Annotated in this window: 17 protein-coding genes; 12 read left to right on the forward strand and 5 right to left on the reverse strand. The window is 76.8% G+C overall.

What is annotated here, in order from left to right:
* Positions 1–291 precede the first annotated feature (291 nt).
* Positions 292–1,470: a sensor histidine kinase gene (locus AMPC_RS12790; protein ID WP_248341526.1), complete on the forward strand. Its 1,179-nt coding sequence runs from the start codon at positions 292–294 to the stop codon at positions 1,468–1,470.
* 35 nt (positions 1,471–1,505) lie between these two features.
* On the opposite strand, the gene AMPC_RS12795 is transcribed toward AMPC_RS12790, so the two are convergent.
* The 3 genes from AMPC_RS12795 to AMPC_RS12805 all read right to left on the reverse strand — a co-directional run bounded on the left by AMPC_RS12795 (position 1,506) and on the right by AMPC_RS12805 (position 6,289).
* Complete coding sequence (locus tag AMPC_RS12795; protein WP_248341527.1) at positions 1,506–1,859, reverse strand: DNA-binding transcriptional response regulator; 354 nt, start codon at positions 1,857–1,859, stop codon at positions 1,506–1,508.
* A gap of 77 nt (positions 1,860–1,936) precedes the next feature.
* Entirely contained in the window at positions 1,937–4,369 is a 2,433-nt protein-coding gene (locus AMPC_RS12800) for a nucleotidyl cyclase domain-containing protein (protein WP_248341528.1), read from the reverse strand.
* On the reverse strand, positions 4,370–6,289 hold the full coding sequence (locus tag AMPC_RS12805; RefSeq protein ID WP_248341529.1) for a M20/M25/M40 family metallo-hydrolase: 1,920 nt from the start codon (positions 6,287–6,289) through the stop codon (positions 4,370–4,372).
* Between the two features lie 103 nt (positions 6,290–6,392).
* Between AMPC_RS12805 and panD the strand changes: the two genes are divergently transcribed.
* The 11 genes from panD to AMPC_RS12860 all read left to right on the forward strand — a co-directional run bounded on the left by panD (position 6,393) and on the right by AMPC_RS12860 (position 16,093).
* Positions 6,393–6,788 carry an aspartate 1-decarboxylase gene (panD, locus tag AMPC_RS12810; RefSeq protein WP_248341530.1) on the forward strand — a complete coding sequence of 132 codons (396 nt, stop codon included), beginning with the start codon at positions 6,393–6,395 and terminating at the stop codon, positions 6,786–6,788.
* A gap of 24 nt (positions 6,789–6,812) precedes the next feature.
* On the forward strand, positions 6,813–8,330 hold the full coding sequence (gene trpE, locus AMPC_RS12815; RefSeq protein WP_318654299.1) for an anthranilate synthase component I: 1,518 nt from the start codon (positions 6,813–6,815) through the stop codon (positions 8,328–8,330).
* Positions 8,327–8,917, forward strand: coding sequence for an anthranilate synthase component II (locus AMPC_RS12820; protein WP_248341531.1), 591 nt, complete (start codon positions 8,327–8,329; stop codon positions 8,915–8,917). The genes trpE and AMPC_RS12820 overlap by 4 nt, the downstream gene beginning before the upstream one ends.
* Complete coding sequence (gene trpD / locus AMPC_RS12825) at positions 8,914–9,927, forward strand: anthranilate phosphoribosyltransferase (protein WP_248341532.1); 1,014 nt, start codon at positions 8,914–8,916, stop codon at positions 9,925–9,927. Before AMPC_RS12820 ends, trpD begins: the two co-directional genes overlap by 4 nt.
* Entirely contained in the window at positions 9,924–10,706 is a 783-nt protein-coding gene (gene trpC / locus AMPC_RS12830) for an indole-3-glycerol phosphate synthase TrpC (protein WP_248341533.1), read from the forward strand. The genes trpD and trpC overlap by 4 nt, the downstream gene beginning before the upstream one ends.
* 46 nt (positions 10,707–10,752) lie before the next feature.
* Positions 10,753–11,382 carry a phosphoribosylanthranilate isomerase gene (locus AMPC_RS12835; RefSeq protein WP_248341534.1) on the forward strand — a complete coding sequence of 210 codons (630 nt, stop codon included), beginning with the start codon at positions 10,753–10,755 and terminating at the stop codon, positions 11,380–11,382.
* 5 nt (positions 11,383–11,387) lie between these two features.
* Positions 11,388–12,668, forward strand: coding sequence for a tryptophan synthase subunit beta (gene trpB / locus AMPC_RS12840; protein WP_404800652.1), 1,281 nt, complete (start codon positions 11,388–11,390; stop codon positions 12,666–12,668).
* Positions 12,665–13,507: a tryptophan synthase subunit alpha gene (trpA, locus tag AMPC_RS12845; protein ID WP_248341536.1), complete on the forward strand. Its 843-nt coding sequence runs from the start codon at positions 12,665–12,667 to the stop codon at positions 13,505–13,507. Before trpB ends, trpA begins: the two co-directional genes overlap by 4 nt.
* A gap of 120 nt (positions 13,508–13,627) precedes the next feature.
* Positions 13,628–14,398 (forward strand): polysaccharide deacetylase family protein, encoded by a 771-nt coding sequence (locus tag AMPC_RS12850; protein ID WP_248341537.1) that lies wholly within the window; start codon positions 13,628–13,630, stop codon positions 14,396–14,398.
* A 3-nt stretch (positions 14,399–14,401) separates the two neighbouring features.
* Positions 14,402–15,595: a glycosyltransferase family 2 protein gene (locus AMPC_RS12855; protein ID WP_248341538.1), complete on the forward strand. Its 1,194-nt coding sequence runs from the start codon at positions 14,402–14,404 to the stop codon at positions 15,593–15,595.
* Between the two features lie 117 nt (positions 15,596–15,712).
* Positions 15,713–16,093 carry a hypothetical protein gene (locus tag AMPC_RS12860; protein ID WP_248341539.1) on the forward strand — a complete coding sequence of 127 codons (381 nt, stop codon included), beginning with the start codon at positions 15,713–15,715 and terminating at the stop codon, positions 16,091–16,093.
* A 22-nt stretch (positions 16,094–16,115) separates the two neighbouring features.
* Here AMPC_RS12860 and AMPC_RS12865 read toward each other — a convergent pair whose 3' ends face one another.
* Both AMPC_RS12865 and AMPC_RS12870 read right to left on the reverse strand, forming a co-directional pair.
* Positions 16,116–19,061, reverse strand: coding sequence for a serine/threonine-protein kinase (locus AMPC_RS12865; protein WP_248341540.1), 2,946 nt, complete (start codon positions 19,059–19,061; stop codon positions 16,116–16,118).
* Positions 19,058–19,627, reverse strand: a complete 570-nt coding sequence (locus AMPC_RS12870; protein ID WP_248341541.1) for an RNA polymerase sigma factor — start codon at positions 19,625–19,627, stop codon at positions 19,058–19,060. The genes AMPC_RS12865 and AMPC_RS12870 overlap by 4 nt, the downstream gene beginning before the upstream one ends.
* Positions 19,628–19,699 lie beyond the last annotated feature (72 nt).

The raw sequence follows: 19,699 nt of genomic DNA on the forward strand, positions 1-19,699 counted from the left end.
CTTCCGGTGCGCTCGCACGCGCCGCGCCGCGGCGCGCTCCCAGCCGCGTCTCGTGAACTTCGCGGTGCGCGCCCGCGGGGCCGCGCGGCACGCGATCCGCCGTGCCTCGTGACTCCCTCCCCGCTCGGGCGGGGAGGGCGGGGGAGGGGCGGCCAGCGGCCCGGCGCGCGATCCGGCCACCGCGCGCCTGATTTTCCAGTCGGTTTCGGCCGCATTCCCCCTCCCGGGTAGGCGCATGTAGACAGGCGAGCGAGCGTCCTTTTGGTGTACCCTGTTCACGGTACATCCCTCATGAACCCCGATCCGGCGCTCGCGCTCGCACTCCGCCTGACGTCCGCTCAAGGACCGGGCGAGGTGGCGCTCGCGGTCCTGGAGTGCGTCCTCGGGCTCACCGGCGCGGTGGCCGGCGCGGTCTTCGCGGGCGGAGCCCTGGAGCGCGGCGCCCCGCCGGCGCTGGCGCTCCTCGCCCCCGGGCTCCGCGAGCGCGCCGGCGGCCTGCAGCAGGGGCTCGAGGCGGCCGCCCGCGCCGCCTGGCAGACGGGCGCGCCGGTCTGGGAGCTGCCCGCGACCGGCGACGAGCGCGCGGCGGGAGTGGCGACCTGGACCGCCATCCCGCTCCGCGCCGCCGCGGCGGTGCTCGGCGCCTTCACCGTGGCGTTCGGCCCCGGCCGGACCGCGGCGCCGGAGCAGCGCGAGTCGCTCCTGCTCGCCGCCGAGGCCTGCGCCGGGGCCCTGCCGCGGGCCTTCGCCTACCAGCGCGCCTGCGAGGAGCGGGACGCCGCGGTGCGCGCCGCCGAGGCGCAGGAGCGCGCGCTCGCCATGGTCGGGCACGACCTGCGCACGCCGCTCTCGGCGGTGGTCATCGCCGCCGGCCTGCTCGAGCGGCTCGGTCCCGTGAGCCCGGGTCAGGCCCGCGCCGCCGCCCGCATCGAGGCGAGCGCGCGCAAGATGAACGGGCTCATCCGCGACCTCCTCGACTTCTCGCGCATCCGCGGCACGGGCGGGATGACGGTCTACCCCGAGCCGGTGCGGCTCGACGTCCTCTGCACGCGCGCCGCCGCGGAGCTGCGCCAGGCGGTCCCCGGCTCCGAGCTCCGGCTCGACCTCGAGCCGGTGGAGGGCCGCTGGGATCCGCTCCGGCTGGAGCAGGTGGTCTCGAACCTCGCCTCGAACGCGCTCCAGCACGGGCTCGCCGGCGCGCCGGTCTCCATCCGCCTGCGGCGCGACGGGGCCCAGGCGCTGCTCGAGGTGCACAACCGCGGCGAGCCGGTGCCCGCCTCGCTCCTGCCGGTGCTCTTCGAGCCGTTCCGCAAGGGGCCGCACCGGCGCCGCACCAGCTTCGGGCTCGGGCTCTTCATCGTCCGGGAGATCGCGCGGGCGCACGGCGGCGAGGTGGCGGTCGCCTCGGACGCGGAGCGGGGGACCACCTTCCGCGTCCGGCTGCCCGGGGCGAGGCCGGCGGTCGGCTGAGCGCCCGTCGGGGCGCGCGGCGGCGGCCGCAGGGCTCAGCTCCGCGCCGGCGAGGTCGCGGGCCCGAGCGCGGCGACCGCGGCGAGCAGCTCGCCGGGGCGGCACGGGTGGCTGAGCCGCACGTCGCCCAGGAGCACGGGCTCGAGCGCGCCGGAGAGCGTGATCACCCGCAGCCCCGGCCGCTCGCGCCGCGCGTCCCGCACCAGCGCCTCCGCCGGGCCGCCGTCGTCGAGGTCCACCACCAGCGCCGCGAGCGCGGGGCGCGCCAGGCCGGCGCGCGCCTCGGCGGGCGTCGCCGGGGCGAGCACCTCGTGCCCCTCGAGCGCCAGCAGCTCGCGGAGGCTGCTGCGCAGCTCGGCATCCTCCGCGTAGACGAGCAGGCAGGGCACGGCGCCACCATCCTCCTCGCGAGGCCTCCCGAGGAGTCCCACGAACGCGGGGGGCCCGAAATCGACCGTCGCGGCGCCTACCTGTCGCCCGCGTACCACCGCGCCGCGAGCGCGCGGGCCAGCTCGGCCGGCGCGCCGAGGGGGGCGCAGATCTCCCACACCGCCACCGGCGCGAGCCCCTTGAAGGCGCAGCGGCCGGCGTACCGGAACAGCTCCGCGAGCTGCCCGCCGGGGTGGAAGGTGGCGACGAGCCGCTGCGGCAGCTCGCCGTACCAGTAGCGGGCCGCGAGCGCCGCCGGGACGTCGCCCGCCGCGAGCGCCACCCGGCGCACCACCCGCTCGTCGCCGAGGGCCTCGAGGAACGCCTCGAGCGCCTCCTCCGACATGGCCGCGCCGGCGTTGTAGATGTCGCCGGGGCGCTCGCCGCGGGCGGCGGTCACGAGGGCGTCGCGCACCGGCTCCGCCACCGCGCGCATGGCGCCCGCGAGATCGCCGCCGCGGAGCAGCTCGACCGCGCGCGCCTCGTCGGCCGGCGGCAGGTCGATGGCCGCGGGCGGCGCCACGAAGACCGACCAGGCGTGCTGCAGCCCCGGGCTCCCCTGCGACGCCCGCTCGGCCGCGAGGAGCGCGTCGGCGCGGGCCCGGGCGGCCGAGGAGCGGGCGGTGCCCCGGGCCGACTCGTTGATCTTCTCGGCGATGGCCACCCGGCTCGTCCCGAAGACCTCGTCCTCGATGGTCACCACCAGGGGCGGCGGGCCGAAGGAGAGGAACACGCCCGCCTCGAGCGCCTCGATCTGCGCCACCTCGGGCGCGATCCGCGCGCTCCGCACCGCCGCCGCGAGCTGGGCCGAGTAGCTCGCGAGCTGCCGCCGGATGTCGAGCGCGAGCTCGGTGAGCGCGAGGATGTTCCCGGAGAAGGAGATGGCGTCGCCGAGCAGGTTGTTGACCGAGACGCCGCCGCGATCCGAGAGGTGCTGCATCCCGGTGTAGTGGCGCTTCGCCGCGATGAGCACCGGCAGGTAGAACTCGCGGCGCAGGAAGTCGGCCATGGCCGCCTGGCCCAGGAGGCCGGTCTTCCGGGTGAAGTCCTTCACGTCGGCGAAGAGGTGGCCGAGCGGCCGCTCCACCACGTCGCGCAGGATCGGCCCCTTCACCGAGATCCGGTAGAGCCGGCCGGCCTCCCACTCCCGCTCCGCCCCGCCCTCGGCCTCGGCGCCGGTCCGGTGCGAGAGGGCGCGGCGCGCCGGCGCGAGGAAGCGCTCCAGCGCCGCGTCGGCGAAGAGCGCCACCGCGGCCCTCGCGAAGGCGGCGCGCGCCTCCTCGCGGCCGAGGCCGGCCGAGGCGGCGGGCTCCCGCGCCTTCCAGTCCCGGAGCTGGCGCGCGCCCCGGCCGAGGAGCTGTCCCGGCTCGCCGCCGGGCGCGGCGCAGGCCTCCACGAGCCGGACCAGGTTGCGGCGCGGGCCCTCCTCGGCGGCCGCGGCGGCGAGCCGCAGCGGGGCGGTGAGGAGGTCGCGCAGCTCCGCCACCCGCTCGCCGTACCCGAAGCGCTCCGCCGAGACCACCCCGGCCGTGAGCGCCTCGCGCAGCCGCGCCACCGCCACCGCCTGCTCCGCCCGGCGGGACAGGTCGTCGTCCGCCGCGAGCCCGCGCGCCGCCAGCGCCGTCGCCTCGTCGGGGTCGCCGCCGCCGCCGAGCGCCTGCGAGAGCTCGTCCACGAGCGGGAGGTTGGAGGGCAGTTCGCAGCCGTAGAGGGTGGCGCCGCCGATCGCCACCGGCACCCGGCCGCCGAGGAGCGCGCCGGGCGAGAGGATGGCGTCGAGGGCGGCGCGGAGCGGGTCGTCGTCCGGCCGCCGCGCCTCCCGCAGCACCCGGGCGACGCCGGTCTGGGCCGCGACCCAGAGGCCGCACAGCGTCGCCACCCGCAGCTGCCGCTCCCCGAAGCCGGCCGGGAGCGCGTCCCGGATCCGCTCCTCGGCGCCCCGGAGCTCCTCGAAGAGCGCCAGCGCCACGAGCGCCGGCGTCGGCTCCCGGTCGCGGGTGCCGGCCATCTCGGCGAAGGCCAGCCGGAGCGCCTCGATGAAGAGCGCGGTGAGCGAGCGGCCGCGCCCGCCGGGGCCCATCCAGGCGGTGACGACGCCGCCGGTGAGCGCCGGGTGGAGCGCCGGGGCGAGCTGGGCCGCGGCGCGCAGGTCGGGGCCGCCGCCGCTCGGGCCGAGCGTGGGCGCCGCGGTGGGGAGGGTGGCCTGCATCGGGTGGAGCAGGAGCCGGTCGCGGTCCTCCGGCGGGACGAAGTGCCGGTGCTGCGTCGAGAGCAGGAGCGCGAGCTGCACCGCCGCCGCCTGCACGATGTCGCGCGCGTCGGGCGCGACCAGCACCGGGATGCGGAGGTCGCCGAGGCTGGTGCCGAGGGAGAAGCGGAGGGCGCCCGGGTCGAGCCGGACGAGGTCCGCGGGGGCGCGCCGGGCGGCGGAGTAGAGGGTGATCCGTCGTTCCGCGAGCGCCGCCGCCATCTACTTCCTCTCTCCCAGGGTCACCTTCGCGCTGCGCCGCTCGGGCCCCCGCGCGAAGACCACGTCCACGGTGTCGCCCGGCCGGTGGGCCCGCAGCGCGAACGTCAGATCCTCCAGGCTGCCGATGCGCGTCCCCGCCACTTCCAGTACCACGTCCCCGCCCGCGATGCCGGCCTTCTCCGCGGGGCTGCCCGGGCGCACCCCCGAGACCTTGATGCCCGGGTCCTTGCGCTCCTCGAAGTCGGGGATGGTGCCGAGGTAGGCGCCGTAGCCCCGCTCCCGCTCCCCCTGCCGCTCGCGCGACGGCGGGGCGGGGGCGCGCACCACCTCGAGCCGCGCCGGACGGAGCGCGGCGTCGCGCGCGGCCCGGTAGGCGAGCCGGCCGACCGCCTGGAGCCCGGCGGCGTCGATCTTGTCGGCGGTGTCGGTGGGGCGATGGTAGTCCACGTGAGCGCCCGTGAAGAGGAAGAGCACGGGGACGCCCTTCGCGAAGAAGCTGGTCTGGTCGGAGGGGCCGTAGCCGTCGCCGCCGAAGGCGAGCCGGAGCGGCAGCGCCGGCGGGCGGCTCGCGAGCGCCGTCACCTCGGCCCGCAGCCCCTTCGCGGTGTCGGCCCCGTCCACGAAGACCTTCCCCTCCCGCGCCCGCCCCACCATGTCGAGGTTCACCATGAGCTGGGTCCGGCCGAGCGGGCAGGCGGCGGGCGGCGCGCGCACGTAGAGCGCCGAGCCGAGGAGGCCAAGCTCCTCGCCGCTGAAGGCCGCGAAGAGCACCGTCCGCGGCGCCGGGCCGGCCTCCTTCATGGCGCGCGCCACCGCCAGGACCGCCGCCACGCCGCTCGCGTTGTCGTCGGCGCCGGGGTGAACCTTGCCGGTCTCCTCCGGCGAGAGCGACTCGTCGCCGCCGTAGCCGAGGTGGTCGTAGTGGGCGCCCACCACCACGCACTCGCCCGCGCGGGCGGGATCGCCGCCGGGGAGCAGCGCGAGCACGTTGGCGGTCGGGGCGCGCTCCTGCTCGACGTCGGTCGCGAGCCGGGCGCGCAGGCCGGTGGGGCGCGAGTGGGGGCGGCCGTCCTGCTGCGCCGGGGCGGCGAGCGCCGCGGCGTCCACGCCGGCGCGGGCGAGCGCCGCCAGGGTCACGCGCGCGGCGAGCAGGCCGGCCCGCGAGGAGACGGCGCCGCGCCAGGGCGGCAGCTCGTCCTTGCCGGCGTGGTTCCAGCCGTCGCGCACCGCCAGGATCGCCGCCGCGCCGTGCTCGCGGGCGTTGATGGTCTTGTAGCGCCACTCGCCGTAACGGTAGGCCTGCGGCGCCCGGAACGGCGAGGCCGGGTCGGCCTCCCGGGGGAAGTGGGCCGCCACCAGCACCACCTTCCCCTTCACGTCGAGCCCCGCGTAGTCGTCGTAGCCGAGCTCCGGCGCGGTGACGCCGTAGCCGGCGAAGACCACCTCGCCCTCGGCCTTCCCGGGATCGGAGAAGGTGAAGGGCTGCCAGTCGCGCTGGAGCGCGAGCGGCGCGCCACCGAGGGAGAGCGCGTTCTCGCCGCGGAGGACCGCGCGCACCGGGGCGTCGAAGGGCTGCAGGTAGCCCTCCGTCCCCGCCGGCGCGAGACCGAGGGCGCGGAAGCGACCGGCCACCCAGTCGGCGGCGGCGGCGTTCCCCGGCGTGCCCACGCCGCGGCCGGTGCGGAGCGGGTCGGCGAGCCAGGTCACGTCGGCCTTCATCGGGGCGCCCTGGATGGTGGACTCGGGATCCGCCGCCCCCTCCCCGGCCCTTTCCCGCTGCGCGGGAGAGGGAGGTGGCACCGCGTCGGCCCTCCCCGGCTGCGCGGCAACGAGGGCTGGGCTGGCGTCGGCGCGCGCCGGTTCGGTGGGGGTCGGGGCCGGCGCCGCGGCCAGGAGCAGCGCGAGGATGGCGAGGTCCATGCGGGCACGCTAAGAGCGGGAGGCCCCGGCGGCACCCACCGGTGGGGCCCTGCGCGGCGGCGCAACCTTGCACCCCGGTCCGCGAGAAGGTATCTAAGACCCCATGCGGCGGACGTTTTTCCTGTCCAAGATCCATCGCGCGACGGTGACCCACGCCGACCTCGACTACGAGGGGTCGGTCACCATCGACGAGGATCTCATGGACGCGGCCGGGATCCTGGAGTTCGAGGCGGTCCACGTGTGGAACATCACCCGGGGCACGCGGCTCCAGACCTACGCCATCCGCGGCGAGCGCGGCAGCGGCGTCATCTGCATCAACGGCGCGGCCGCGCACCTCAACCAGCCCGGGGACAAGGTCATCCTCGCCACCTTCGCGGAGATGGAGGAGGCCGAGGCGCGGCAGCACGCGCCGAAGGTCGTCCTCGTCGACGCGCGGAACAAGCCGGTGGCGAAGGACGTGGCCGAGGTCGCCGGACCGAAGCGGCGGATCACGGCATGACGGTGTTCCTTTGGCGCGGCTGACGTGAAGCCGCTGCCCGACCTCGACACATTCCTCTCCCTCTGCCGCCCCGGCCTCGCGGTCCCCATCCGCGTGGAGGTGGACGCGGACACCGAGACGCCGGTCTCGGCGTTCCTCAAGCTGTCGCGCGGGGAGAAGCGCGCCTTCCTCTTCGAGTCGGTCGAGGGCGGGGAGCGGAGCGCGCGCTACTCGTTCCTCGGCGCCGGCCCGCGCGAGGTGATGCGCTGGCGCCTCGGCGACGGCGGCGACCCGGTGGAGCAGGTGCGGGCCGCCCTCGCCACCCACCGCGCCGTGCGCGTGCCCGGCACGCCCGCCTTCTCCGGCGGCCTCGTCGGCTTCTTCTCCTACGACGCGGTGAAGCTCTTCGAGCCGCGGGTGCCGATCGCGAACCCGGACGAGCTCGGGTTCCCCGACGCCTTCTTCATGGACTTCGACGTGGTGGTGGCGTTCGATAACCTGCGCCACTCCATGCACGTGATCGCCGAGGTCCGCTGCGGCGAGGGCGACGACCCGCGGGCGCTCTACCAGCAGGCGCTGCTGCGCATCGGCGGCGTGCTCGAGCGGCTCTCGCGGCCGCTGCGCGACGGCCGGCGGGAGCGGCGGCGCGAGGCGGCGCGCGCCCCGGCGGCGCTCCAGCCGCGGGTGGCGCGCCAGGAGTTCGAGGCCGCCGTCCGCAAGGCCAAGGCCTACCTGCGCGCCGGCGACTGCCAGCAGATCGTCCTCTCGCAGCGCTTCGACGCCGAGGTCTCCTCGGCGCCGTTCGACCTCTACCGCGCGCTCCGGCGCGTGAACCCGTCGCCGTACCTCTTCTTCCTGCAGGACGGCGACCGCGCCCTCGTCGGCAGCTCGCCCGAGACGCTGGTGAAGCTGCGCGGCGGCGAGGTGACCTTGCGGCCCATCGCCGGCACCCGCAAGCGCGGCCAGGACGCCGCCGAGGACCAGGCGCTCGAGGCCGAGCTGCGCGCCGACCCGAAGGAGAACGCCGAGCACGTGATGCTCATCGACCTCGGGCGCAACGACGTCGGCCGCGTGGCCGAGGTGGGCTCGGTCCGGCTCACCGCGCTCAAGGTGGTGGAGCGCTACTCGCACGTGATGCACCTCGTCTCCGAGGTGCGCGGCAAGCTCAAGGACGGGCTCTCGGCGATCGACGTGCTCCGGGCCTCCTTCCCCGCCGGCACCGTCTCCGGCTCGCCCAAGGTGCGGGCCATGGAGATCATCGACGAGCTCGAGCCGGCGCGCCGCGGCCCCTACGCCGGCGCGGTGGGCTACTTCGACCGCGGCGGCGACATGGAGATGTGCATCGCCATCCGCACCCTGATGCAGGCGGGGCGGCGGGTGTCGGTGCAGGCCGGCGCCGGGCTGGTCTTCGACTCGAAGCCGGCGGCCGAGTACCAGGAGACGGTCAACAAGGCGCGGGCGCTCTTCGCGGCGGTGGCGCAGGCCGAGGCGCAGAGCATGGACGCCGCCGCCGTCGCCCCGCCGGAGACGTCGGCGGCGCGCAAGGCCGGGGGCGCCCGATGACGCGCCTCCTCGTGGTGGACAACTACGACTCCTTCACCTTCAACCTCGTGCAGTACCTGGGCGAGCTCGGCGCGGAGGTCGAGGTCTTCCGCAACGACGCCATCGACGTGGCCGGGATCCGCGCCCGCCGCCCGCGCGGCCTCGTGCTCTCGCCGGGCCCCTGCACCCCCTCCGAGGCCGGGGTGACGCTCGAGGCGGTCCGCGCGCTCGCGGGCGAGCTGCCCATCCTGGGCGTGTGCCTAGGCCACCAGGCGATCGGCCAGGCGTTCGGCGGCAAGGTGGTGCGCAACGCCCGCATCGTCCACGGCAAGGCGAGCCCGGTGCGCCACCGGGGCGAGGGCGTCTTCGCCGGGCTGCCGTCGCCGTTCGAGGCGGGGCGCTACCACTCGCTCGTGGTCGAGCGCGAGACCCTGCCGCGGGCGCTCCGCGTGACCGCCTGGACCGACGAGCGGGAGATCATGGGGCTCCGCCACCGGACCCTCGACGTGGAGGGCGTCCAGTTCCACCCGGAGTCCATCCTGACCGGCTGCGGGAAGCAGCTCCTCGGGAACTGGCTCGCCCGGCTCGGGCGCGGGAGGCGGCGATGATCCGCGAGGCGCTCGCCAAGCTGGTGGAGCGGCAGGACCTCACCCGCGCCGAGATGGTCGCGGTGATGAACGAGGTGGCCGACGACGAGGCCACGCCGGCGCAGGTCGGCGCGCTGCTCGCCGCGCTGCGCATCAAGGGCGAGACGGTCGAGGAGATCGCCGGCGCCGCCGAGGTGATGCGCGCCCGGGTGGACCCGGTCGCCGTGCACCGCGAGGTGTTCGTGGACACCTGCGGCACCGGCGGCGACGGCCAGAACACCTTCAACATCTCCACCGCCGCCGCCTTCGTGGTGGCGGGCGCCGGGGTGTGCGTCGCCAAGCACGGCAACCGCTCGGTGTCGTCCCGCTGCGGCTCGGCCGACGTGCTCGCCGCGCTCGGCGTGGAGGTGGAGATCCCGAAGGAGCGGGTGGAGCGCTGCATCGAGGAGGTCGGCATCGGCTTCCTCTTCGCGCCGCGGCTGCACCCCGCCTTCAAGGCCGTCGCCGGCATCCGGCGCGAGCTCGCGATGCGGAGCATCTTCAACCTGCTCGGCCCCCTCGCCAACCCCGCCGGCGCCCGCCACCAGGTGATGGGCGTGTACGAGCCGCGCTGGGTGACGGTGATCGGGGGGGTGCTGGCGGCGCTGGGCGCGGCGCACGCGTTCGTGGTGCACGGCGAGGGTCTCGACGAGATCGCCGTCACCGGCATGACCCACTGCTCGGAAGTGAAGGAGGGGAAGTTGGACCGTTTCTCGGTAGTGCCAGAGGACCTGGGCCTGCGGCGCTGGACCCGCGAGGACCTCCGCGGCGGCGACGCCGCCCTGAACGCGCGCATCCTGCGCGACGTCTTCGGCGGACAGCAGGGCGCGGCCCGCGACGCGGTGCTCGCCAACGCGGCGGCCGGGCTGGTGGCCGGCGGGGCGGCGGCCGATCTCCGCGAGGGCGTGCAGGTGGCGTCCCGCTCCATCGACGCGGGCGCGGCCCTCGAGAAGCTCACGCGGCTCGTCGCCGCCAGCCGGGCGGACGCATGAGCTTCCTCGGAGAGATCCTGTGCCGCAAGGCGGCCGAGGTGGAGGAGCGCCGCCGCAAGACGTCGGAGCGCGAGCTCATCACCCGCGCCAGCGACCTGCCCCCGCCCCGCTCCCTCGCCGAGGCGCTCTCGCCGCGCGGCGGGCCGGTGCGCGTGGTGGCCGAGGTGAAGCGGGCGAGCCCCTCGGCGGGCGAGATCGCCGCCGCGCTCGACGCGCCGGCCCAGGCCGCGCGCTACGCCGCCGGCGGGGCGGCCGCGGTGTCGATCCTCACCGACGGCCCCGGCTTCGGCGGCGCGCTCGAGGACCTCGCCGGCGCGCGCCGGCAGGTGGCCCTGCCGCTCCTGCGCAAGGACTTCGTCATCGACCGCTACCAGCTCCTCGAGGCCCGGGTGGCCGGCGCCGACGCGGCGCTGCTCATCGCCGCGGCGCTCTCGGAGGACGGGCTCGCCGGCCTCGTCGAGGACTGCGCCGCGCTCCAGCTCACGCCGCTCGTGGAGGTCCACGACGAGTGGGAGGTGGAGGCGGCGCTCGCCGCCGGCGCGCAGGTGGTCGGGGTCAACAACCGGAACCTCAAGACCATGAAGGTGGACCTCTCCGTCTCGGAGCGGCTCCTCCCCATGCTGCCCGAGACCGTGAAGGCGGTGGCCGAGAGCGGCGTGCGGACGGCGGAGGACGTGCGGCGGCTCCGGGCCGCCGGCGCCGCCAACTTCCTCGTCGGCGAGGCGCTGGTGCGGGCCGCCGATCCGGCGGCGCTGCTGAAGGAGCTGATGGAGGCGTAGCCGGAGCGCCTCGCTCCCCGATCACCCCGAGGCCCCCGCGGAGCTCATGAGAACCCGGATCAAGATCTGCGGCATCACCCGCCTCGAGGACGCCCTCGCCGCCGTCGCGCTCGGCGTGGACGCGCTCGGCTTCAACTTCTGGGCGCAGTCGAAGCGCCACGTGGCGCCGGACGTCGCCGGCCAGATCGTGCGCCGGCTGCCGCCGTTCGTGACGACCGTCGGCGTCTTCGTGAACGCGATGCGCTTCGAGATCTTCAACGTGGCCGGAGAGGCCCGGATGCAGGCCATCCAGCTCCACGGCGACGAGCCGGTGGGCGAGTGCTCGCAGTACAGCTTCCCGGTCCTCTACCGGCTGCGCGCCGGCGAGGCCTGGGACGAGGCGGCGCTGGCGCGCTCGCAGGCCACCGCCTTCCTCCTCGACACGCCCTCCCCGGCGCAGGGCGGCGCCGGCGTCCCCTTCGACTGGTCGCTGGCGCGCCCGGAGATCGCCGGCAAGCCGGTGATCCTGGCGGGCGGGCTCACCCCCGAGAACGTCGGCGAGGCGGTGCGCCGGGTGCGGCCGTACGGCGTGGACGTGGCGAGCGGGGTCGAGTCGTCGCCCGGGGTGAAGGATCACGAGAAGCTGGCGCGCTTCGTCGAGGCGGTGCGGCGCGCCGACGCGGAGGAGGAACGGTGAGCGAGCTGGCGCGGCCCGACGCGGCGGGACACTTCGGCCCCTATGGCGGCCGGTACGTGCCGGAGACCCTGGTCCCGGCCCTCGACGAGCTGACGGCGGCCTGGGAGGAGGCGCGGCGCGACCCGGTCTTCCAGGCCGAGCTCCAGGAGCTGCTCACCCGCTACGCCGGCCGCCCCACCCCGCTCGGCGAGGCGCGGCGGATGAGCGCCGAGGTGGGCGGCTGCCGCGTGCTCCTGAAGCGCGAGGACCTCTGCCACACCGGCGCGCACAAGGTGAACAACACCCTCGGCCAGGTGCTGCTCGCCCGCCGCATGGGCAAGAAGCGGATCATCGCCGAGACCGGCGCCGGCCAGCACGGCGTCGCCACCGCCACCGCGGCGGCGCTCTTCGGCCTCCCGTGCGACGTCTACATGGGCGCCCTCGACGTGGAGCGGCAGGCGCTCAACGTCTTCCGGATGCAGCTCCTCGGCGCGCGCGTGGTGCCGGTCGAGGCCGGCTCGCGCACGCTCAAGGACGCCATGAACGAGGCGATCCGCGACTGGGTCACCAACGTCGGCGACACCCACTACATCATCGGCTCGGTGGCCGGCCCGCACCCCTACCCGGCGCTGGTCCGCGACCTCCAGCGCGTCATCGGCGACGAGGCGCGGCGGCAGGTGCAGGAGCACGCCGGTCGGCTCCCCGACGCGGTGGTGGCCTGCGTCGGCGGCGGGTCGAACGCCATGGGGATCTTCACGGCCTTCGTCGGCGACCCGGCGGTGAAGCTCGTCGGCGTCGAGGCGGCCGGCCACGGCCTCTCGACCGGCCGGCACGGCGCGGCGCTCGCGAAGGGGCGCCCCGGCGTGCTGCACGGCTCGAAGAGCTACCTGCTGCAGGACGCGGACGGCCAGATCGCGGAGGCCCACTCCATCAGCGCCGGGCTCGACTACCCCGGCGTCGGCCCCGAGCTCTCCTTCCTCAAGGACCAGGGGCGGCTCACCCTCATGCAGGCGACCGACGACGAGGCGCTCGACGCGCTCCAGTACCTCGCGCGCACGGAGGGGATCATCCCCGCCCTCGAGAGCGCCCACGCCGTCGCCGCCGCGCGCAAGGTGGCCCGCAAGCTCGGGTCGGGCGGCCTCGTCATCGTGAACGTCTCCGGCCGCGGCGACAAGGACGTGGAGCAGGTGCGCCGCGCCCTCGCCGAGCGCGCCGCCGTCCCCGGCCCGAGGAAGGCCGCGGGCCGGCCGCCCCGGCCACCCGCCCGCCGCGCCAGCGCCACGCGCACCGCCCGGAGGTCCAAGTGAGCGCCGCCCGCAGGAGCTCCGCCGCCCCCGCCGCCGCCCCCGACCGGATCGCCCGGGCCTTCGCCACCGCGCGCGAGCGGGGCGAGGCGGCCCTCGTCACCTACGTGATGGGCGGCGACCCCGACCTCGTCACCTCGCTCGAGATGGCGCTCGCCTGCGTCCGCGGCGGGGCCGACCTCCTCGAGATCGGCGTCCCCTTCTCGGACCCCATCGCCGACGGCCCCACCATCCAGCGGGCCGCCGAGCGGTCGCTCGCCGCCGGGACGACCGTGGCGCAGTGCCTCGCCCTCGCGGCCGCGGTGCGCGAGCGCTCCCAGACGCCCATCGCGCTCATGGGCTACGTGAACCCCATGCTCGCCTACGGCGAGGAGCGGTTCCTCGACGACTGCGCGAAGGCCGGCGTGGACGCGCTCATCGTGCCCGACCTCCCGCCCGAGGAGGCCGGCCGCTTCGGCGACCTGGCGCGGGCGCGCGGCGTCGCGCTCGTGTTCCTGCTCGCGCCCACCTCCACCCCCGCCCGCCGCGCCGCCGCCTGCGCCGCCGCGCGCGGGTTCCTGTACTACGTGTCGGTGGCCGGCGTGACCGGGGCGCGCAAGGCGCTGCCCGCGGATCTCGCCCCCCGGCTCGCGGCCATCCGCGCCGAGAGCCCGGTGCCGGTGGTGATCGGCTTCGGCATCTCCACCCCCGCGCAGGCGAAGGCCCTCGCGCCGCTCGCCGACGGGCTGGTGGTGGGGAGCGCCATCGTGAACCGGATCGCCGAGCCGGGGAGCCGCAAGGCGCGCGCCGAGCGGGTGGAGCGGTACGTCCGCTCGCTGAAGCGGGCGACCAGGCGGCGCTGACTCGCGGCCCACGCGCAGCGCTCCCGCCCCTCCGGCGGGTAAGACCCCTGCCGGCCTACCGACCCGGAGCCTCCCGCCCGTCCCCCCGAGACCTAGATCTCGCGACGAGGGGGCGGGCGCATGATCCACAGGCGGGTGGTGGCCTTGATGTACCACGGCCTCGGCGAGCCGGCCGACGCGGCCGAGGGGGCTCGCTACACGGTCCGGCTCGAGGAGCTCGACGCGCAGCTCGACGTGGCGGCCGCGGCGCCGGGCGGGGTGCTCGACCCGCGCGCCCCCTCCGACGGCCCCGGCGTGGTGCTCACCTTCGACGACGGGGAGGCGAGCGTGCGGACGGAGGCCCTGCCGCGCCTCGCCGCGCTCGGGATGCGCGGCGCCCTCTTCATGACCACCGGCTTCCTCGGCCGCCCCGGGTACCTCGACGCCGCCGGGCTGCGGGCCATCCACCGCGCGGGCTGGCTCATCGGCGCCCACGGCCACACCCACCGCTTCCTCACCCTGCTCGAGCCCGACGAGCTGCACGACGAGCTCGAGCGCAGCCGCGCCATCCTCTCGGCGGTGCTCGGCGAGGCGCCGGTGCACCTCTCGCTGCCGGGCGGCCGCACCTCGGACGAGGTCGAGCGCGCCGCCCGCGCCCACGGCTTCACCACCTTCTGGACCTCGCGCCCCGGCTGCAACGCGAGCCTCGGCGAGGGCGGGGTGCTGCGCCGGACCGCCATCCGGCGCGGCACCCCGCTCGAGCGGTTCGCCCGGCTCTGCCGCGGCGAGCCCCTGGCGCACCTCGCCGACGAGCTCGACATGGGGGCGCGCGGCCTCGTCCGCCGCGCCATGGGCGACGCCCGCTACCACGCCTTCACCGGGCGCCTGCTCGGGCTCGCCGGCCGGAGGTGAGCCATGCTCCCGCACCCGAGCGCGCTGCCCGACCTGGGCGACCTCCTGCTGCCCCACCCCGGCCACCCGGCGGTGGTCTGGCTCGCCGCCTCCCTGCTCTTCCTCGTCCTCACCTACGCCGGCTACCCGCTCGCCATCCGGCTGAAGGCGCGCCTCGCGCGGCCGCGCCCGCTCGCCGCCTGGCCCGGGACGCTCCCCACCGTCACCTGCGTGGTCGCGGCGCACGACGAGGGCGAGCAGCTCGTCCGGAAGGTCGAGAACCTGCTCGCGCTCGACTACCCCTCGGACCGGCTCGACGTGATCATCGCCGACGACGGCTCGCGCGACGGCGCCCCGGCCCGCGCCCGCGCGCTCGCGCCGGACCGCGTGCGCGTCGCCACCAACCCGGCGCAGCTCGGCAAGCCCTCCGCCCTCGCCCGCGCCGTGCCGCTCGCGCGCGGGGAGCTCCTCCTCCTCTGCGACAGCCGCCAGCGGTTCGACCCCGGCGCCGCGCGCGCCCTGGTGCGCCCGTTCGGCGACCCGCGCGTGGGCGCCGTCACCGGGCAGCTCCGACTCGACGCCGCCCGCGGCCCCGGCGCCTACTGGCGCTACGAGACCGGCATCCGCGTCGCCGAGGGGCGCTGCGGCAGCGTGGTGGGCGCGACCGGCGCCATCTACGCCATCCGCCGCGAGCTCTTCCCGGAGCAGCTCCCGCAGGACACCATCCTCGACGACGTCTACGTCCCCATGCGCGTGGTGCTCGCCGGGCGCGAGGTGGTCTACGCCGAGGACGCCCTCGCCTTCGACCGCGAGCTCGACGTCGGCCGCGAGTTCACGCGCAAGGTGCGGACGCTGGCCGGCAACTACCAGCTCCTCTTCCTCCTGCCGGCGCTCCTCACCCCGGCCACCAACCCGGTCTTCTGGCGCTTCTTCTGGCACAAGGTGGCGCGGCTCCTCTGCCCCTGGGCGCTCCTCGTCGCGCTCGGCGCCGCCTGGAACGCGCCCGGCCTCCTGCCGCAGGCGCTCTTCGCGGTGCAGCTCTACTTCTACGGCCTCGCCCTGCTCGGCCACCTGCGGCTCGGCCACGCCGGCCGGGTCACCGCGCTCTGCCACACCTTCGTGGCGCTGAACGTGGCCGCCGTCTGGGCGCTCTGGCGCTTCACCTCGCGCCAGGCGCGGGTGGCCTGGGTGCAGACCAGCACGCTCGGGGACGGGTAGCGGACGGACCCTCCCGCGGCCGGCCCGGACCCTGGGTATCGATCTCGCGCGCCCCCGTCACACCGGGCGGCTCCGGCCGTCTGTCCTCCCGTGGCGAGAAGGCGAGGACGGACGGCGATGACCCCGAGAGATCTCACCTACAAGCTCTACATCGGCCGCTCCGGCGGCGGCGACGCGGCGCGCGCGCGGCTCCTCGCGCTGCTGCAGGCCCGGCCCGGCTTCCGCTTCCTGGACCTGAGCCTCGCGCCGGAGGCGTCCGCCGCCGAGGTGCGGCGCCGGATGCGGGCCGCCGACGCGGTGCTGCTCCTCCTTGCGAAGGACGCGGGGGAGGAGCGCGAGCTCGCCCTGGCCCGCGCCCTCGGGCGCCCCGTCATCGGCGTCTCCCCGGCCGGCGAGCGCGCCGCGCCGCCCGCGGTCAGGCGGCTCGCCGACGAGGTGGTCGGGATGGACGCCGAGCTGGTGGTGGACTCGATCCGGCAGTACGCGCTGCCGTCCTAGGACCCTCCACGAGGCCGGGCGCTCAGCGGAGGGTCCGGGACAGCGCCAGCGCCTCCCGCCGCAGCGGGAGGCCGGGGTCGGCCCGCTGCAGCAGCTCGAGGAGCCTCGCGAGCTCGGCCCGGGCCGTCTCGCGCTCGCCCAGCCGCGCGTGGGCCTCGGCCGAGAGGTAGAGCGCCCGCGGCCAGGCCCAGCCGCGCCAGAAGCCGCGCGGCCAGAGCCGCTGGAAGCGCCGGACGGCCGCCGCCGTCTCGCCCCACTCCCCTTGCGACGCGCTCACCTCGGCGAGGAGATAGGCGGGGGCGATCCCGCACTCCGGCCAGGAATCGTCGGCCTCGATCGCCGTCAGCGCGGCCACGGCGCCGGCGCCGTCCCCGGCTCTCCAGCGCAGCAACGCCTCGAGCTCCGCGCGAGCGGTGGACGGATTCGGCAGCAGCGGCTCGAGCTCGCGCGCCCGCGCCGGGTCCCCCCGGAGCGCGAGCAGGAGCGCCGAGACCGCGACGACGTCCCGCTGGCCGAAGCCGTCGCGGGACGCGCGGACGAGCTCGACGGCCTCGGCCGCCTCGCGCGACAGCCGCGTCGCGTCGCTCACTCCCGCCGCCAGCGTCGCCTTGAAGAAGGCGGGCCAGCTCGGCGGCATCCCCTGCACGCGCCGCTGCAGCTCGTCCAGGATCTGCGTCGCCTCGCGGTTTCGCCCCTGCGCCATGAGGACGTTGGCGAGCCAGATGTAGGCTCCCCCGCCCGCGGCGTCGAAGTCGGTGCGCGCCCGCATCAACGGCTCGACCTCCCGGTAGCGCCCGGCCGCCAGGAGCACGGTGCGAAGGTCCGCCTCACCCGTGGCGATCCGGTCGGCCGCCGCCCGCCGCGCGGCCGCGACCGCCTCTTCCGGCTGCTCGAGCCAGGCGAGCGCGCGGATGAGCACCCGCGACCGCTCCGGGGTCCTGGGCAGCGCCCGAAGCTCGGCGACCATGGCGGTCAGCTCGCGCGTGCGACCGGTCACCGCGTAGCACTCCATGAGGTGCTCGAGCGGCCACTCGGCTTCCGGATCGAGCGCCAGCAACTTCTGGAAGTACGGGATCGCGCCGACCCGCTCGGAGCGGTGGAAGCGCAGATCGCCGGCGAGGTAGAGCAGCTCGCGGTCGTCGGGGCTCGCGGCGACGAGCTGGTCGTAGGCGCGCTCCGCCTCGTCGTCGCGCCCGTCGAGGTGGGCCTTCCAGGCGCGCACCAGGGTGGCGTCCCGCGGCGAGAGCCGGCCCGCTCCGGCGAGGGCGGCGTCCATGTGGGCGCCGATCTCGGCCGGCGCGGTGCCCTCGAGCCCCAGCAGGACGGCGAGGTGGTAGTGCGCCAGCGGGAAGGCCGGATCGCGCGCGATGGCCTGGCTGAAGTGCGGCCCGCAGGTCGCCAGCGCGGTGTTGGCCGGCCCCGCCGACGGGCGCCCGATGCAGTCGAGGCCCTCGAGGTAGTGCCGGTAGGCGGTGAGGTCCCCGGTCGCCACGCGGGCGAGCTGGATGGGCGAGGCGCGGAGATCCTCGCGCCGCTCGCGCAGCCTCGAGCGGACCTTCGCGAGGAGCCGGTCGATCGCCGCCGGGACCTCGCCCTTCCCGCGGGCCTCCTCCGCGACCTCGAACAGCGTCCGGCCGTCGTCGGGCGCGGCGGCGCGGAGCGAGAGCCGGAGGGCGCCTCCCTCCGCCCGCGCCGCGGGGAGCAGGAGCACGCTCGCGCCGGCGAGCCGGCCGAGCTCGCGGGCCTGCGCGGGATCGAGCCGGGCCGGCGGCGCGAGGCCGGCCTGGCGGGCCACGGCGGCGAGCCGATCGCGGGTCAGCGGCTCGATCCGCCGCGACTCGCCGAGCAGCGCCCGCACGCCGTCGCCGAGCCGATCGAGGTCGGGGTCACCGGTCCGGTTCTCGGCGTCGGCCACCACCGCGGTGACCCTCTCGCCGGGCGCGGCCTCCCGGCCGAGCAGCACCGCCCAGCCGGCCACGGCCAGGGCCGCCCCCGTGGCGAGGCCGAGCCCGGCGAGGAGCCGCCGGCGCCAGCGGCCCTCGCGGTCGCGGCGGAGTCGCTCGAGCGCGCGCGCCACCTCGGCGGCGGTTCGCGGCCGGCGCCCGGGGTCGTGCGCCGTGAGCGCGGCCACGAGCCGCCGCAGCCCGGCCGGGCCGGCGCCGCGCGGCAGCGGGGCGAGCGCGGCGGTCCTCGCGTCGGGACAGGACGGCGGCGCGCCCGAGAGGAGCTCGTGGAGCACCACGCCGAGCGCGTAGAGATCGGCCCGCGCGTCCACGGCGCCGCCGGCCCGCTGCTCCGGCGCCATGTAGCCGGGGGTGCCGCCGGAGGGCTCGGTGGCGCCGCCGAAGAGGTGGGCCACGCCGAAGTCGAGCACCTTCACCACCGGGGGCGGGCCGCCGCCGGGCGGAGTCGCGCCCGGGACCGGCGCCGGGCCGCACAGGTACACGTTGCCCGGCTTGAGGTCGCGGTGCAGCACTTCGGCCGCGTGGGCGTGCGCGAGCGCCTCCGCCACCGCGGCGCCGATCCGGAGCGCCTCGTCGAGCGCCACCCTGCCCCGCGCCGAGCGCTCGGCCAGGGTCTCCCCCTGGAGCAGCTCGAAGACCAGGTAGGCGCCCTCCGGCGCCCGGCCGAAGTCGTGGAGGGTGACGATGCCGGGGTGGTTGAGGCGCGCCACCGCCTCGGCCTCGCGCCGGATCCACTCCTCGCCGCTCCGCGCCACGCGGCTCCCGGGCTTGAGGAGCTTGAGCGCCACCGTCCGGCCGAGCTCGGGATCCCGGGCCGCGTAGACCACGCCGAAGCCGCCGCGCCCGAGCTCGCGCTCCACCCGGAACCGGCCCACCGCCGCGCCGGGCGGGAGGCCGGGCGCGAAGCGGTCGGGGAGGTCGGCCTCCTCGACGCGCGCGAGCTCCTCGAGGAGGCGGGAGAGGGCCGACCCCCGCCGGCCGCCGGAGGCGCCGCCGTCGCTCACTCGACGAGACCCTGCTCGCGCGCGCGGGCGGCGAGCTTCTCCTTGAGCCGCTCGAAGCGCTTGCGGAGCGTCGCCGGCTGCACCGGGGCGCCGTCGCCCGAGAGGACCGAGGCGATCTCTTCCCAGGAGAGCTGCTGGTCGATGCGGAGCGTGAGGAGCGCCTGCTCCTCCGGCTCGAGCGCCTCCCGGAGCTTCGCCACCGCCTGGAGCTGCCGCTCGACCCGGGCCGCCGAGCGCGTGCGGACGTCCTCGGCGAGGCGCGCGGCCTGGGTGGTCTCGAGCCGCCGCCCGAGCCGGCGCCACCCCTCGTCGCGGACCGTGAGGGCGGCGTTCCAGGCGAGCCGGTAGGACCAGGTCCGGACCGAGGACTCGCCGCGGAAGGACGGGAGCCCGCGCCAGAGGTTCTCGGCGAAGAGGGAGAAGGCGTCGGCCGCGGCGGTCTCGTCACGGAGGACGGTGCGCAGCAAGCCCAGGATCTTCGGGCCGAATCCGCGGATGGCCGCCTCGGCCGCGCGGTCGAGCTCGCCCTGCGCCAGGCAGGCCGCGATGGTGGCCTCGGTCGGCACGAGCGCCGAGGATACCTCAGCGCACAGCCGTCCCGGCAGGGGGTTCCGGAAAAGAAGCTCAAGGGCGCGGCG

Origin of the sequence: Anaeromyxobacter paludicola, from assembly GCF_023169965.1 — a bacterium.
Lineage (GTDB): Bacteria > Myxococcota > Myxococcia > Myxococcales > Anaeromyxobacteraceae > Anaeromyxobacter_B > Anaeromyxobacter_B paludicola.

Excerpts from the sequence above, each read along its gene's own strand:
- AMPC_RS12850 (WP_248341537.1), top strand. The coding sequence starts at position 13,628 with ATGATCCACAGGCGGGTGGTGGCCTTGATGTACCACGGCCTCGGCGAG.
- AMPC_RS12860 (WP_248341539.1), top strand. The coding sequence starts at position 15,713 with ATGACCCCGAGAGATCTCACCTACAAGCTCTACATCGGCCGCTCCGGC.
- AMPC_RS12820 (WP_248341531.1), top strand. The coding sequence starts at position 8,327 with ATGACGCGCCTCCTCGTGGTGGACAACTACGACTCCTTCACCTTCAAC.
- trpD (WP_248341532.1), top strand. The coding sequence starts at position 8,914 with ATGATCCGCGAGGCGCTCGCCAAGCTGGTGGAGCGGCAGGACCTCACC.
- panD (WP_248341530.1), top strand. The coding sequence starts at position 6,393 with ATGCGGCGGACGTTTTTCCTGTCCAAGATCCATCGCGCGACGGTGACC.
- AMPC_RS12800 (WP_248341528.1), bottom strand. The coding sequence starts at position 4,369 with ATGGCGGCGGCGCTCGCGGAACGACGGATCACCCTCTACTCCGCCGCC.
- AMPC_RS12805 (WP_248341529.1), bottom strand. The coding sequence starts at position 6,289 with ATGGACCTCGCCATCCTCGCGCTGCTCCTGGCCGCGGCGCCGGCCCCG.
- AMPC_RS12855 (WP_248341538.1), top strand. The coding sequence starts at position 14,402 with ATGCTCCCGCACCCGAGCGCGCTGCCCGACCTGGGCGACCTCCTGCTG.
- trpC (WP_248341533.1), top strand. The coding sequence starts at position 9,924 with ATGAGCTTCCTCGGAGAGATCCTGTGCCGCAAGGCGGCCGAGGTGGAG.
- AMPC_RS12835 (WP_248341534.1), top strand. The coding sequence starts at position 10,753 with ATGAGAACCCGGATCAAGATCTGCGGCATCACCCGCCTCGAGGACGCC.
- AMPC_RS12790 (WP_248341526.1), top strand. The coding sequence starts at position 292 with ATGAACCCCGATCCGGCGCTCGCGCTCGCACTCCGCCTGACGTCCGCT.